Raw genomic sequence first — 10,824 nt, 5'->3', positions numbered from 1 at the left:
CTCCAGAGCCGATGGTACTCCGCGGGAAACCGCGTGGGAGAGTAGGTCGCTGCCGGATTCTTTTTGAGAGAAGCCCTCGTCGCCTCGTGCGACGGGGGCTTTTCCTTTTGCGGGCCAGGGCGCCCCCCGCCTCGGCGGTGAGGGGCCCCAGGCCCGCGCGGGCCTTCAGGGCACCCGCAGCACCACCTTGCCCACCGTCGCACGGGACTCGAGCTGCTGGTGCGCCCGCGCCGCCTCTCCCAGCCCCACCACCAGCCCCACCCTCACCCGCAGCTGCCCTTTCGCCAAGGCATCGCCCAGGGCCTCTCGCGCCTGGCGCTGCAAGGCCGGCGGGTGCGGCGTGCGCAGCCAGTAGGCACTGATCTTCAAGGATTTGGCGTACAGCGCCTCGACGTCCACCGGGGGCGGGTGTCCACTCGCGCTTCCGTAAGCCACCAGGTGACCGAAGGGCGCGAGAGACTCGAGGCTGCTTTCCCAGGTGCTGGCACCCACGGAATCCAGCACCACATCGACTCCGCTTCCTGACGTGAGCTTGCGAACCCACTCCGCCACGGAGCTGGTTCCTCCGTAGACGAAGACGTCGTCGGCGCCGGCCTCGCGCGCGAGTCTGGCCTTCTCCTCGGTGGAGACTGTTCCGAGCACTGTCGCTCCTGCTTGTTTCGCGAGCTGTATCGCGAGGAGCCCGACGCCTCCCGCCGCTGCGTGAATCAGGACTCGCTGTCCGGGCCGGAGCTGAGACGAGGTGTGAATCAGGTGCCAGGCCGTGAGCCCCTGCACCAGAAGCCCCGCCGCCTCCTCGAATGAGACATGTTCGGGGAGCTCCAGCAGCTCCTGTTCCGATGTCGTCGCGAACTCCGCATAGCTCTGGAGCGCGAGGGCCACCACCCGGCGACCGACCCACTTCGCGTCGACCCCCGGCCCCACCGCGTCGACGACTCCCGCGGCCTCGCTCCCCAGAATCCTGGGCAACGGCGACTTCGCGTCGTACAGGCCGCGCCGACGCTCCGTGTCCGCGAAGTTCACCCCCGCGGCCTTCACCCGAATGCGGACCTCTCCAGGGCCTGGCGTCGGCTCGGGCACGTCGTCCAGGCGCAGGACCTCCGGCCCTCCTACCTCGTGATAGCGAATGGCTTTCATGCGGAGCCTCCTAACGGCGGACCTTGCTTCATGCCGCTGCTCTCTCTCGGCGCGGCGCTCCGGGCCGCGACTCGTGACGGTGGCTTCGTGCATTCCGCCCACGTGACGGCAGGTCCGTTGAGGCTGTCGGTGTTCCGCTGACGGTGGTTCAGTGCGCGGAAAATGCGACGGAAGGACGGGAGGAACCTCTCGTGTGACTGGCCTCACTCCGCCTGGCTTGCTTGAGTGGTGGCTCCCCCCTCACGGAGAGGAACCTCCCGCATGAAGCTGCTTCGTCCTTCGCTCGGTGTCCTGCTCGCGGCCGGATTCTTCCTCGCGCCCATGAGCTCGGAAGCGACCACGGTTCGCGTCGGGCTCGGAGCCGACTATTGGATTGACCAGAGCGCGGCCTTCAGCTTCCTGCTCGGCGTGGAAGGCCGAATCGCGGGCCCTGTCTCCATCGGTGCCCGCTTCGGCGCGTCGCTCATCACGGATGGCAATGACGTGGGCATTCCGCTGGACCTGGTCATTCGCGCCAACATCACCAGCGCCAAGGTCTACGTAGAGGGCCTCGTGGGCCCCTGGATTGTCATGGGCCGGGGAGACGCACTCCGAGCCCACGCGGCCTTCGGCTTCGGCCTCCAGGGCAAGGCGGCCAGCATCGGCGTCGAGGTGGGCTACCTGGACCCCGACCCCGTCATCGGCCTGCGCCTGGGCTATAAGTTCTGAGGCCTCAGTAGTGGGGCGGACGCTCGTGCTGCCGGGAATCCACCAGCCCGGGCTCCGCCTCCAGCTTCTTCTTCAGCATGTCCAGCTCCACCCGCAGCGCCTCGATGACACGCTGCTGCTGATAGAGCACGTCGCTCAGCTCCTGCAGCGTCTCCTGCTGCTGCATGTAGCGAATCTCCAGCTCGGCGATGCGCTTCTCGTCCATGGGGCCTACCCTTACCCTGGAGAAGCCCTCGTCGTCCCCCCTCGCCACACGCTCCCGTCTCGCCATGAACGTCCAGGAACACCTCCAGCGGGCTCAAGACCTCCTCGCTCGCGGGCAACCCGAGCTGGCGGAGTCCGCTCTTGGCGATGCCATCGACGCCTCCGTTGCCGCGGATGACCTCATCCTGCTGACGCGGGCCCGCTTCGCGCTCGGAGAGTTCCTCTTCCAGCAACAGCGCGACGATGAGGCGCTTGCCTACCTCCAGGCCGTCGTCCGCACCGAGCGTGTCGACGGCGCGGTGGACTCCGAGGTCAAGGCCTCCGCTCGGATGCTTCGGCAGATTCGGGGAACCGAGCCTCGGTAACGGGCTCGAGATATCGGCTCAGGGGATGCTGCACGACTGGCGGATCAGCTCCATCCGCCCCGAGAAGCGTCGCTCCAGGTCCATCCGCGTCAGTCGGGCTTCGTCGATGAGCCTGGCCTGGAGCTGAAGCGCACAGAGCGCCGCGAGGGACTTGGGGCTCGCCAGGTCCAACCGGTCCGCCTGTCTCAAGGCTTCCTGCGCGGCCTCCACGTCCCCCACGCGGAACAAAGCCAGACCCAGCTCGTAGTGCGCCAACGAGAGCCTCGGGTCCTCCTGCGTGGCCTTGCGGAACACCGCCACCGCCTCCGTGTCCTTCCGGTCCGCGCTCAACACCAGCCCCTGCTCCACCAGCAGCCTCGCTCGCGGCACCTTCCCCTGCAACGCGGTGAGCACAGACAGGGCCTCCGACGGGCGCTCGGCCGCGCTCAAGAGCCGCACATAACGCAAGCCGATGAGCGGGTCCGCCGGCGCCTTGCCATATGCGACGCCCATTGCCTCCGCGGCTCCCACCATGTCTCCACTCTTCTCCCTCAGCTCCGCTCGCAGGACCTCCGGCCTCGGGTCTCCCGGTGCCACCTGCGTGGCCCGCTCCAGCGAGGTGCGGACACACCGCTCCATCCGCTCCGCATCGCAGATGCGCGCGAGCAACAACTGGGTCTCCACTGCCGCCGGCTCGCGTCGCTCCGCCTCCTGCGCCAGCTCACGCGCCTCCGCAGGCGCTCCGGCCAGGAGCAGTTCCGCTGCTTCACGCAGTTCGGCGGGCGTCGCCTTCGGGTGTGCTCGCAGCGGCAGCAGCAGCTTCACCCGTGCCTCCACGCCCTGCGTCACGCGCGCGATGGCCAGCTCCTGCTCCGGCATGTTCCTGGGCAACAGGAGCGGGATGAGGTGGAGCAGGACCGCCACGGCGCAGACAATCCCCATGCCGCGCAGACCCCGATGACGCCTGGGCGACGGTCTGGCGGAGTTGTCCACTCGCCCCTCGCGCGCGTCGTCTACGGGCGCTGGCTGCTCGGCTTCCATCCTCCGCACCTCTCGTCTCCCCGCGCAGCCGTCGCCGCTCACACCGCGCGAAGTCTCGTCCGAAGGCCCCTCGGCAGCTCTACCCCGCAGCTCCAGCACAGCTCGAAGTTGCCGGGGTTCTCTTCACGACAGCCGGGGCACTCCACCGTGCGCGACGCTTCCTCCTCGTCCTTCTTCAGCTCCGCCACCACGCCCTGGGCGTGCTCCACGTCGCCGGGCATCAGCCATAGCTCCACCCACGTCTCACCGCTCGGAATCTCTCCGCTCAGCGGGACGAGGGCCTCGCCACGCACCTCCACGGACATTCCCTCGGCTTCCAGCGTTCCCGCCAGCAACCGCGCCTCTCCCACCGTGCGGTGCACGGAGAACCGCACTCGCGTCATGTCTCTCTCTTCACAGAACGCAGGGCGCTCGGCAACCACACCTGCCTTCCTGCTCGTGCCTCCACTCACCGCTGCCTGCTCGTCTGCTTATTGTTCATGCTTTGTCACAAGTCGCGCCGAAGCAGATCCCCCGCCTCCCCCATGTTTGCCTTTCACCGCGCGTCCAGGTGAAGATCAGCACTGACAGACTGTCGGCTCCAGAGTCTCCCCCCGCTCCTGTCATCCGGTGTGTGAAGCCTTTGTCCAGGAAGCGAGACGCCGTCCGATGCGTGCGCACGCTCTCCATATCCGTCCGTCCGCCTTGACGCGCCCGGTGTGGGCTCGACACGGCGTGGCCGTGCTCTGCGCGGGCGTCGCCTGGGGCCTCCCATGGCTGCTGGGGCCCCTTCCCGCGTCCCTGGGCGTTCTCCTCTCCATCGCCGCGGTCCTCGCGGCCGCGCTCGTCGGCGGCTCCGGCTCCGCCTGGGTGGCCACGCTGCTGGGCTCGTTCGCCGTCGCCTCTCAAACCTTCGCGAGTGCCGCAGCCACCGCCGTCCTGGAGATGGTCCTGTTCCTCGCCGTCGGTGGGCTCGTCGCCCTCCTGGCGGGGCGGCGTTCGAATGGAGCCGCCGCCCCTGCCGCAGAGCCGCTGGAGGCCCGCCTGCTGCGAAGCCTTGGCGACGCGGTCCTCGCCACGGATGCCCACGGAGTCGTGCGCTACCTCAATCCCGCCGCCGCTCAGCTGCTCCAGTGTCCGGAACAAGAAGCCATCGGCGCGCCGCTGACCCAGGTGCTGCGCTCCCGGCCCGAGTCCGGCTCCTTCCCCACCATCCGACACCCGACGCCGCTCGCGACCTGGTCCCAATGGCCCCGCGCCCTGAAGCGACGTGACGGGGGAGAGCTGCCCATCGAGGAGTGCATCGCTCCGCTCAAGGGCCGTGACGGCGAGGACCCTGGCGCGGTGTGGATGTTCCGCGATGCGACGTCGCGCCGGCAGTTGGAGCTCGAGCGCTCACGGTTGCTCGAACGAGAGCACGCCGCCTTGGGCGAAGCCCAGGCCCAGCGCGAGCGCATGGAGTCCCTCTTCACGCAGACCCCCGCCGCCATCGCCGTCTTCCAGGGACCCGACCACGTCTGTTCGCTGCTCAACCCCCAGGCGCGCGCCCTGCTGGATGTCGACGGTGACGCCATCGGCAAGCCCCTGCGCGACGTCCAGACGGCCATGGACCCGGGCATGCTGAGCCTCCTCGATGAGGTCTACCGCGAAGGGCGGCCCTTCTCCGGACGTGAAGTGCCCCTGGCGTCGACCTCTCCCTACGTCACGCCCGCGCTCTCCCGACAGCAGCGGTTCCATGACTTCACCTGGCAGCCATGGCGCGATGCGCGCGGAGTCATCCAGGGCGTCATGGCCGTGGCCGTGGAGGTCACCGGGCTGGTGGTGGCTCGACGCGCGGCGGAGGACCTGGCTCGTGATTTGCGCGAGGCCGTCCAGGCCCGTGACGAGTTCCTCTCCATCGCCAGCCATGAGCTGCGCACGCCCATCACCTCCGTGCAGCTCCAGCTCCAGTTCCTCCTTCGCGCGGCTCCCGCGACGGACTCCGAGGGCGCCGTGTCGCTCGTGCACCGCCGCGTCGAGAGCACGCTGCGCTCCATGACCCAGCTCCATCAGCTCGTCTCGACGTTGCTCGACGTGTCTCGCATCCGCGCGGGGCGGTTGGACCTGCGTCGCGAGCCGGTGGACCTGTCCTCCCTCACGCAGGACCTGGTCTCCCGCGTCCAGGAGGATGCCGCGGGTGCGCGATGCCCGCTGCGGCTCATGGTGGAGGAACCCCTGGTGGGCTCCTGGGACCGCGTACGCGTGGAGCAGGTCATCACCAACCTGCTCTCCAATGCCTTCAAGTACGGCGCGCAGCGGCCCGTGGAGGTCCAGGTCACCCGCGAAGGTGACTTCGCGCGGCTGTGCGTGAAGGACCACGGAATCGGCATCGCTCCCGAGGACCAGGCCCGCATCTTCCAGCGCTTCGAGCGCGCCGTGTCCCAACGCCACTACAGCGGCTTCGGTCTGGGCCTCTGGATTGTCCGGCAGATTGTCGAGGCCCTCCACGGCGACATCCGCGTGGAGAGCCGACCCAACGCCGGCTCCTCCTTCATCGTCCGGTTGCCCCTGGAGAGCGCCGTCACCGCCGACGCCTCCGCGTGAGGCGCTACTCCTCCTGACGGAGTTGGTGCGGCAGCACCACGTGCGCGTGCCGTGGGGCCCGGACGTGCAGCTCCCTTGTCAGCAGCGCGTCCAACTCGCCGAGCAGCGCGTCGTAGTGGGGTCCCGCTCCGCGCGCGGGCAGTTGCTCCGCGGCCAGTCGCACCCGAGGGGATTCCTCGTCCTCGAACGCGAGCGTCACCGCGAGACCGTCCGGCCCTCCCGCCTGGGGGACCAGCACCGCGGGCGCCGGCTGCCGCGTTGCTTCCTCTAGCAGAGGCGCCAGGCTCCGCGCCTCTTGAGGCGTCAAGTCCCTCTCCGATAACACCTCGCCCTGCTCCAGGACCCACAGGTGCTTGAGCCCCTCCACCCTCAGTGCCTGGGCCGCCGTGTTCGTCCGGCCGCTGCGCTCATAAGTCATTGTCCTCATCACGCCCATCACCTCCGTGGGTGGGAGGTAGGCACTCGGGCGCGCATCGCCATCCCCGCACGTGCGAACGGAGGCCCGCAACGCGGGGCACCCACCACGCGGACGTACGCTTCAGGACAGCGTGGCGAGCCCTCCGGTCGAGTGCTCCCTCGCGAGCCTCTCTCTACGGTGCGTCCCGCTCGAGCACTGCTTACTCGAGCCTCTGGAGGACTCGCCCATGGGCAACAAGGGAAGTGGCAAGACGCCGAGCGCGAATGACCAGCGCTCCGACTCGAAGAATCCCAACAACCCCTCGCAGAAGTCCGCGCAGGACAACCGCTCCAATCAGATGAACCCGAACCACGGAGGCAGCAAGAGCCCGCCGTCCACCCCTCCGGGTGGCTCGTCCAGTGGCGGTGGACGTCCGGACCCCTCGAAGCACTGAAGCTCGTTTTCGCAAGGGCGTCATCCCATCTCCGGCCGGACCAGCGCACCGGAGATGGAATGACGGAAGCTCAGCTCAGCGCGCCTTGGGCGAGCACTCGCCCTCGCCTCGGAAGTGGCCGGCCGTGCGCACCAGTGCCGTGACGAAGTCGCGCAGGTTGCGCACGTTGCCCGCGCCCCCCGTGCCGTACTGCTCCGCCGGCAGTTCCGTGAGGTCCACCGCCGCCAGCTCCTCCAGCGTCACCACGCCGTCAGCCCCGGCGATTCCCAGCTTGTCCGCCGCCGCCATCGCGTCGAAGCGCATCTTCGCGTCCGGCGACTGCAGGTCGTCGAAGAAGAGGTGGTCGCCGTGGATGGTGAGCTGCACCGTCTCCTCGCCATCCTTGGGCACCGTCACGCCCGCGCCCAGCTCCGGGCTCTCGCAGCGCTCGTAGAGGGTGTTCGTCTTGAAGCCCCAGTCGAACTCCTTCGTCACGCCGCCCTTCGTCGCCGTGCCCACCACGAGCACGCTGAGGCCCTCCGTCTTCATCCGCTCGACGTCCGCCGCGTCCGCGTTGCCCGTCACCGCGCTCGTCACCGGCGCAATCGCGTAGCTGATTTCGTCCCACTCCTTCGCGTCCAGGTCCTTGAAGGACTCCACCACCACGGGGCCCGGCTTGTGCACGTCGAATACGCGGGCCTGCGTCTGCTGCGCGGCCACCTCGTCGCGCGACTCCACCTTCACCTCGCTCAGCACCACGACGAACTTCTCGAAGCGCACCGTCCAGCCATCGACGAAGCCCGCCTCGTTGCCCACCGCGGCGGGAATCTCCTTCTCGATGAAGTCCTCGCCGTAGGTGGTGAACGTCACGTTGCCCGTGCCGTCGCTGCATGCGACGAGCCCCAGGCACGACAACCCCAGCATCCAGTTCTTCATTGCACGGCTCCTTCTTCCCACGTCACCACGTAGGCGGTTGTGTCTTCCACGCCGCGCAGCAGCGCGTTGCGCGCCTGACTGTCGGCGGGGAAGGTGTAGACGCCATCCGCGTCCGGGTCGGTCGCGGTGGCGAAGTCGATGCGGTCCAGCCACTTCCTCAGGTCCACGGTGATGCGCACCCGGCCCGCCTCCGTCCCCAGGGACTTCTCGAAGCGCACGCCGGCCACCGGCTTGGGCAGGTCCGCGTTCACATCGAAACGCACCTGGCCTCCATCCGGATTCGTCGCCGTGCCGACCACTCGCACCGCGTGCCCTTGCAGTGCGCCCTGCGCCTCCGTGGGCGTCGCGAGCGTCAGCTCCAGTGAGCCGTACTCTCCCGTCACCGCGCTCGCCGTGCCCAGGGCGCTGACTCCGCCGAGCAGGTCCACCGTGTGCGTCTCCAGCAGCTCGCCCAGCGCGTCGCCTGGCACGTAGTGGCCCGGGTGCGCGTGTGCCGTGCCTCCGATGATCGAGTACCAGTCGAAGAAGCGCGGCGTGGCGCGGTTCGACAGCAACACGCGGCCTTCGAAGAAACGCACAGGGCCCACGGAGACGTGCGCGGAGTCGAGGGCGATTCGCCAGCCTCGCTCGTTGCGCTCCTCCGACAGCGTCGCGGCTGTCACCTCCACGGGGAAGGCGCGCCGCTCCGCTTCGCTGCCACAGCCGAATGAGAGGGATGACGCGGCGGCCACGGCCACCGCGCCTTTCAACAGGTGTCCGAGCTTCATAGATGGACCTCCAAGGTGAGCGAGGCCATCCGAGGCGACCCCGCGGTGAAATGTCTGGCCGGCACGAGGCTGGCCGGTGCGCTCGGGTTGAAGCGCGAGCTGTAGACGAACTCGCCGTCCCTCCAGCGCGAGTCGAGGAGGTTTCTCACCTCCAGCCGCAAGCCCAGCTCCCCTCGACGCAGTGCCATTTCAGCGTCCGCGAGGAACACCGCCTGGCTGCGCTCGTCAAAGGGCAGGGGACGTGGACCCAGGAACGTCAGGCCCGTGCCGATGGAGAACACGGAGCCTTCGCCTCCCAGCCACTCCACCGGTCGCTCCCAGCCCACATCCGCTCTGGCGACGAGCGGCGCGAAGTAGGGCAAGAGCGTGTCCGTCGCCGTCACGTAGGCGTGCGCCACGGTGCCGCTCAGCGCCGCGACGAAGCCGGGCAGGGGACGCGCCTGGAGCGACGCCGTCACTCCCGAGCGCAGCGTCTCTCCCGTGTACACGGTGGTGCCCACGGTGTGGTCGAAGAAGAAGTCGTTCTCCACCTGCGAGCCGAAGGCGCTGAGCTGCACGGCCCAGCGCTCGCCGTCCTTCCTCGCTCCGACTTCCGCGCCGTGCACGGAGACGAAGGGGGCTCGCTCTCCTTCGGACAGGCTGCGCGCCTGGGGAGAACGGAAGCCGTCGCCATAGCTGGCGAACAATCTCCAGGCCTCCGCGTTGTCGGACAGCGCGTACTCCAGGCCCGCCTTCGCGCCCAGGTGCACGCCGAAGGCACTGCGCGAGTAGCCCTGCCCGTCGTAGAAACGTGGGTCCCGGAACGCGAGCGCGTCGAAGACCTCCACGCCCAGCGCGTCCGCTCGGCCGCCCAATCGGAGCGCCCATCGGCCGAGCGACATCCTTCCTTCCGCCCAGCCCCAGACGTTCGTCTGCGTGAAGCGCGCGTCGATTTCGTCGGAGAAGAACGTGCCGTCCGACTCGCGATAGCGACGCTGCGACTGCTCCACTCCGTCCCGCCGGGCGCCCAGGCCGAGTTCCAGTGTCACGGGGCGGCCGAACGCCGTCACGTTGCGACGGTGCTCCGCTCGCGCTCCCAGCACCGTGGCGTCATTCGTCTGCTCCAGGCCGTCGCCCCGGTCGTCCACCCGATAGCCCGTGAAGTTGTTGCGCAGGCGCAGGTCGGAGATGACGCCGAAGAGCTCCAGCTTCGTGCGGCCCTTGCCTGCTCGTGGGAGGTCCACTCCGAGCAGGAGCTGGTGCCGCGACACCGTGCCGCCCTGGCGCGGCGTGGACGCGGAGAAGAAGTCGCTGCTGCCCGTGAGCAGGTCGTCCTCTCGCACGACTCCCGGCGAGTCGAAGCGCGTGACGTAGCTGCCGCCGAGCGCTCGCACGGTGAGCCCGTCTCCGAGTCGCGCCGTCGCCTGCGCGAGCAGTGACGCCCGGCCATGGCCTCGCTGCGAGCCGTAGCCCTTGCCCTCGCCGAGCTCCACCGCCGCGAAGGTTCCCGGGTCGTCTCCCGGTCGCACCGTGGCCACGAGGCGACGCTGACGGTACTGCCCCAGCGTGCCCGCGAAGTGGACGCCCTGCTCCTTCACACCCAGGTCCATCCGCACCGTGCCGGCGACCGCGAAGTCACCCTGCGACGCGCGATACGAGCCCTCCGTGACTTCAATCGACTGGACGACCTCCGGGATGACGAAGTTGGTGTCCGCGTAGCCCAACGCGTGGATGTGGCTCACCTCGTTCACCGGCAGGCCCGCGACGTCCAGCTCCACATCCTGGCCGTGCAGTGCATCGAAGCCGCGCAGGAAGAGCTGGTGGGCCTTGCCTTCACCGCTGTGCTGCGAGGCGACCATCCCCGGGACGGCGCGCAACAGGTCGACGGCGCTGCTGCGCGGGGCCGCGTCCAGGATGTCTCGGCCGAGCGTGACTTCCGAGGCGCTTCGCGGGGTCCTCGTGCCTTTGACCACCGTGTTCCCCGTGGGCTGTGATTCCGGGGGGAGCGGCGCGTCCGCGGTGGGGCTGGGGTTGTCTTGCGAGACCTCGGTGGTGGTGGCCTTGCCCGGGTTTGCTGAGGACGCGCTGTCTTGCTCCGCGTGGAGGGTGCGGGTGGCTTCCGTGTCGTCCGGCTCACGGGAAGGCTCGACAGTCGGTGGGGGCTCCGGACGCGCGTCGGCCTCTTGCGCCAGGGCGACGCAGGGCAGGCACCACGCGAGAAGACATGTCGACAGCACTGCCAGGACACGCACGGACATGGAGGCACCCACGGAGGGTCTGCTCACGCTCTTGCGCCCTCGTTCACGCGGACTGCTC

12 protein-coding genes are annotated in these 10,824 nt (G+C 69.1%); 4 read left to right on the top strand and 8 right to left on the bottom strand.

What is annotated here, in order from left to right; all coding sequences use genetic code 11:
- Positions 1–165: 165 nt before the first annotated feature.
- On the bottom strand, positions 166–1,137 hold the full coding sequence (locus LZ199_RS41670) for a quinone oxidoreductase family protein (RefSeq protein WP_253999372.1): 972 nt from the start codon (positions 1,135–1,137) through the stop codon (positions 166–168).
- A 261-nt stretch (positions 1,138–1,398) separates the two neighbouring features.
- Here LZ199_RS41670 and LZ199_RS41665 point away from each other — a divergent pair, with 261 nt between their 5' ends.
- The gene (locus LZ199_RS41665; protein WP_253999371.1) at positions 1,399–1,845 is read left to right on the top strand and encodes a hypothetical protein; all 447 of its coding nucleotides are present in this window, start codon (positions 1,399–1,401) and stop codon (positions 1,843–1,845) included.
- A gap of 4 nt (positions 1,846–1,849) precedes the next feature.
- Here LZ199_RS41665 and LZ199_RS41660 read toward each other — a convergent pair whose 3' ends face one another.
- On the bottom strand, positions 1,850–2,050 hold the full coding sequence (locus tag LZ199_RS41660; protein WP_253999370.1) for a SlyX family protein: 201 nt from the start codon (positions 2,048–2,050) through the stop codon (positions 1,850–1,852).
- Between the two features lie 64 nt (positions 2,051–2,114).
- Between LZ199_RS41660 and LZ199_RS41655 the strand changes: the two genes are divergently transcribed.
- Entirely contained in the window at positions 2,115–2,414 is a 300-nt protein-coding gene (locus tag LZ199_RS41655; RefSeq protein WP_253999369.1) for a hypothetical protein, read from the top strand.
- 18 nt (positions 2,415–2,432) lie between these two features.
- On the opposite strand, the gene LZ199_RS41650 is transcribed toward LZ199_RS41655, so the two are convergent.
- Both LZ199_RS41650 and LZ199_RS41645 read right to left on the bottom strand, forming a co-directional pair.
- Positions 2,433–3,317: a tetratricopeptide repeat protein gene (locus LZ199_RS41650; RefSeq protein WP_253999368.1), complete on the bottom strand. Its 885-nt coding sequence runs from the start codon at positions 3,315–3,317 to the stop codon at positions 2,433–2,435.
- 155 nt (positions 3,318–3,472) lie between these two features.
- Positions 3,473–3,817: a hypothetical protein gene (locus LZ199_RS41645; protein ID WP_253999367.1), complete on the bottom strand. Its 345-nt coding sequence runs from the start codon at positions 3,815–3,817 to the stop codon at positions 3,473–3,475.
- A gap of 265 nt (positions 3,818–4,082) precedes the next feature.
- Between LZ199_RS41645 and LZ199_RS41640 the strand changes: the two genes are divergently transcribed.
- Positions 4,083–5,996 carry a sensor histidine kinase gene (locus LZ199_RS41640; protein WP_253999366.1) on the top strand — a complete coding sequence of 638 codons (1,914 nt, stop codon included), beginning with the start codon at positions 4,083–4,085 and terminating at the stop codon, positions 5,994–5,996.
- A 4-nt stretch (positions 5,997–6,000) separates the two neighbouring features.
- Here LZ199_RS41640 and LZ199_RS41635 read toward each other — a convergent pair whose 3' ends face one another.
- On the bottom strand, positions 6,001–6,423 hold the full coding sequence (locus tag LZ199_RS41635; protein WP_253999365.1) for a hypothetical protein: 423 nt from the start codon (positions 6,421–6,423) through the stop codon (positions 6,001–6,003).
- Positions 6,424–6,640: 217 nt separating this feature from the next.
- Here LZ199_RS41635 and LZ199_RS41630 point away from each other — a divergent pair, with 217 nt between their 5' ends.
- Positions 6,641–6,847 (top strand): hypothetical protein, encoded by a 207-nt coding sequence (locus LZ199_RS41630; RefSeq protein WP_253999364.1) that lies wholly within the window; start codon positions 6,641–6,643, stop codon positions 6,845–6,847.
- Positions 6,848–6,922: 75 nt separating this feature from the next.
- On the opposite strand, the gene LZ199_RS41625 is transcribed toward LZ199_RS41630, so the two are convergent.
- Genes LZ199_RS41625 through LZ199_RS41615 form a run of 3 tightly spaced genes read right to left on the bottom strand, consistent with a single transcriptional unit; the run spans position 6,923 to position 10,766 of the window.
- Positions 6,923–7,762, bottom strand: a complete 840-nt coding sequence (locus LZ199_RS41625) for a hypothetical protein (RefSeq protein ID WP_253999363.1) — start codon at positions 7,760–7,762, stop codon at positions 6,923–6,925.
- Positions 7,759–8,529: a hypothetical protein gene (locus LZ199_RS41620; protein ID WP_253999362.1), complete on the bottom strand. Its 771-nt coding sequence runs from the start codon at positions 8,527–8,529 to the stop codon at positions 7,759–7,761. The genes LZ199_RS41625 and LZ199_RS41620 overlap by 4 nt, the downstream gene beginning before the upstream one ends.
- Positions 8,526–10,766 (bottom strand): TonB-dependent receptor, encoded by a 2,241-nt coding sequence (locus LZ199_RS41615; protein ID WP_253999375.1) that lies wholly within the window; start codon positions 10,764–10,766, stop codon positions 8,526–8,528. The genes LZ199_RS41620 and LZ199_RS41615 overlap by 4 nt, the downstream gene beginning before the upstream one ends.
- Positions 10,767–10,824: the final 58 nt, after the last annotated feature.

It is taken from the genome of Myxococcus qinghaiensis (assembly GCF_024198215.1).
GTDB classification, from domain to species: Bacteria; Myxococcota; Myxococcia; order Myxococcales; family Myxococcaceae; genus Myxococcus; species Myxococcus qinghaiensis.
Note: the sequence above shows the minus strand (reverse complement) of the source record. Positions and strands in the feature narration are given on the sequence as shown.

Excerpts from the sequence above, each read along its gene's own strand:
- LZ199_RS41635 (WP_253999365.1), bottom strand. The coding sequence starts at position 6,423 with ATGAGGACAATGACTTATGAGCGCAGCGGCCGGACGAACACGGCGGCC.
- LZ199_RS41645 (WP_253999367.1), bottom strand. The coding sequence starts at position 3,817 with ATGACGCGAGTGCGGTTCTCCGTGCACCGCACGGTGGGAGAGGCGCGG.
- LZ199_RS41615 (WP_253999375.1), bottom strand. The coding sequence starts at position 10,766 with ATGTCCGTGCGTGTCCTGGCAGTGCTGTCGACATGTCTTCTCGCGTGG.
- LZ199_RS41660 (WP_253999370.1), bottom strand. The coding sequence starts at position 2,050 with ATGGACGAGAAGCGCATCGCCGAGCTGGAGATTCGCTACATGCAGCAG.
- LZ199_RS41665 (WP_253999371.1), top strand. The coding sequence starts at position 1,399 with ATGAAGCTGCTTCGTCCTTCGCTCGGTGTCCTGCTCGCGGCCGGATTC.
- LZ199_RS41655 (WP_253999369.1), top strand. The coding sequence starts at position 2,115 with ATGAACGTCCAGGAACACCTCCAGCGGGCTCAAGACCTCCTCGCTCGC.
- LZ199_RS41625 (WP_253999363.1), bottom strand. The coding sequence starts at position 7,762 with ATGAAGAACTGGATGCTGGGGTTGTCGTGCCTGGGGCTCGTCGCATGC.
- LZ199_RS41620 (WP_253999362.1), bottom strand. The coding sequence starts at position 8,529 with ATGAAGCTCGGACACCTGTTGAAAGGCGCGGTGGCCGTGGCCGCCGCG.
- LZ199_RS41630 (WP_253999364.1), top strand. The coding sequence starts at position 6,641 with ATGGGCAACAAGGGAAGTGGCAAGACGCCGAGCGCGAATGACCAGCGC.
- LZ199_RS41640 (WP_253999366.1), top strand. The coding sequence starts at position 4,083 with ATGCGTGCGCACGCTCTCCATATCCGTCCGTCCGCCTTGACGCGCCCG.
- LZ199_RS41670 (WP_253999372.1), bottom strand. The coding sequence starts at position 1,137 with ATGAAAGCCATTCGCTATCACGAGGTAGGAGGGCCGGAGGTCCTGCGC.